Raw genomic sequence first — 2500 nt, forward strand, 5'->3', positions numbered from 1 at the left:
CCTGGTAACGGGTCTGCCTCCTACTCCGGGGCGCTGCATCTGCAGCAAGCACGGTTCTGTCGGCGAAGGGTTCCGGAAGAGGGTTCATCGCCCTTGTCCGGGTCATAACGACCTTTCGCCATTGATCGGTGTTGCCTGACCGCACATCGTCGGGGTTCGTCTCGAGAAGCTGGTCTTTCGCCAGTTGGGTTTAGCCGCCCGACTGGCAATCATGGCACCGCTGCAGGACGTTCGTTTGGGTTGCACGCCCGGCGGATGTTTGCGGTGCCAAACCAAGAATGATCTCAAATCGATGGTCTTCTCTCTTGTTTTGAGCTTGCAGGTTCGGATGCGTTTTGCGTCGTCCGGCGGGTAGGGTGCTGGTCCGAGGTCTCCTTTGGAGACCGAAGGCAAGCGCGACTGCGCGTCGGCCGGTCAGGCCGCGCCCGCGCAGCCGATCGCGTAGCGATCTGGCGTGAGCGAAAGACAAACGGCTTTCGACCCTTCGGGTCGGAAAGCCGATGATCATTGACGATGAGAACGATCAAGTGTCTGAAGGGCATTTGGTGGATGCCTTGGCATGCACAGGCGATGAAGGACGTGATACGCTGCGATAAGTCATGGGGAGCTGCGAATAAGCTTTGATCCGTGAATTTCCGAATGGGGCAACCCACCTTCGACTACCGTTAAGTCTAAACTGCTCGCTCGCGGCAGATCGCTTTGCGATCGCCTGCGCGGGCGCGCCGCTAAAGCGGCGACGGCCGTTCGGCCTATGACTGCCGTGTTCCCCTGAAGGGCGAGCGGCAGCCAGGGCCCGACCGGGCGACGGGCCTTATGGCCCGCCCTCGCGGAGGGCCGACGGCCCGTGAGCGGTTTAGATTAACGGTAGTCAGTGAAGGTATCTGACTCTGAATCCATAGGGGTTAGAAGCGAACTCGGGGAACTGAAACATCTCAGTACCCGAAGGAAAGGACATCAACCGAGACTCCGTTAGTAGTGGCGAGCGAACGCGGACCAGGCCAGTGGCCTCGTATGAGAGAAGCCGAACACGTTGGAAAGCGTGGCGAGATTGGGTGACAGCCCCGTAGGCGCAAGGCTCTTCGAGGTCCTCGAGTAGGGCGGGACACGTGAAATCCTGTCTGAACATGGGGCGACCACGCTCCAAGCCTAAGTACTCGTGCATGACCGATAGCGAACCAGTACCGTGAGGGAAAGGTGAAAAGCACCCCGACAAGGGGAGTGAAAGAGAACCTGAAACCGAATGCCTACAAACAGTCGAAGCCCGTGAGGGTGACGGCGTACCTTTTGTATAATGGGTCAGCGACTTAGTCTGGCGAGCAAGCTTAAGCCGATAGGTGTAGGCGCAGCGAAAGCGAGTCTGAACAGGGCGTTCAGTTCGTCGGATTAGACCCGAAACCGAGTGATCTAGCCATGAGCAGGCTGAAGGTGCGGTAACACGCACTGAAGGGCCGAACCCGCATCTGTTGCAATAGATTGGGATGACTTGTGGCTAGGGGTGAAAGGCCAATCAAACTCGGAAATAGCTGGTTCTCCGCGAAATCTATTTAGGTAGAGCGTCGGACTTATTCTCCAGGGGGTAGAGCACTGGATGGGCTATGGGGACTCACCGTCTTACTGATCCTAACCAAACTCCGAATACCTGGAAGAACTATCCGGCAGACACACGGCGGGTGCTAACGTCCGTCGTGGAGAGGGCAACAACCCTGACCACCAGCTAAGGTCCCCAAGTTATGGCTAAGTGGGAAAGGATGTGAAGTTTCCAAAACAACCAGGATGTTGGCTTAGAAGCAGCCATCATTTAAAGAAAGCGTAACAGCTCACTGGTCTAAACAAGAGACTTTGCGCCGAAAATGTACCGGGGCTCAAGCCATACACCGAAGCTGTGGACTCCTTAGGGAGTGGTAGCGGAGCGTTCCGTAGGCCTGTGAAGGGATACCCGTGAGGGATCCTGGAGGTATCGGAAGTGCGAATGCTGACATGAGTAACGATAAAGGGAGTGAGAGACTCCCTCGCCGAAAGTCCAAGGGTTCCTGCTTAAAGTTAATCTGAGCAGGGTTAGCCGGCCCCTAAGGCGAGGCCGAAAGGCGTAGTCGATGGGAACCACGTTAATATTCGTGGGCCTGATGGTAGTGACGGATTGCGTGTGTCGTATGGTCTTAACGGATTGATCATGCGGCGAAGCGGTCCCAGGAAACAGCTCCATCATTATAGACCGTACCCGAAACCGACACAGGTGGACTGGTAGAGAATACCCAGGCGCTTGAGAGAACTCTGCTGAAGGAACTCGGCAAATTGCACGCGTAACTTCGGAAGAAGCGTGACCTCATCTTACGCAAGTAGGGTGGGGTGGCACAGACCAGGGGGTAGCGACTGTTTACCAAAAACACAGGGCTCTGCGAAGTCGCAAGACGACGTATAGGGTCTGACGCCTGCCCGGTGCTGGAAGGTTAAGAGGAGAGGTGCAAGCTTTGAATCGAAGCCCCAGTAAACGGCGGCCGTA

General features: G+C 56.4%; 1 rRNA gene (only partly in view). It reads left to right on the forward strand.

Annotated elements, in window-relative coordinates:
• Positions 1-521 precede the first annotated feature (521 nt).
• Positions 522-2500, forward strand: a 23S ribosomal RNA gene (locus tag E3C22_RS24260) (it continues 976 nt past the right edge of the window).

It is taken from the genome of Jiella endophytica (genome assembly GCF_004519335.1).
Taxonomy (GTDB): domain Bacteria; phylum Pseudomonadota; class Alphaproteobacteria; order Rhizobiales; family Rhizobiaceae; genus Jiella; species Jiella endophytica.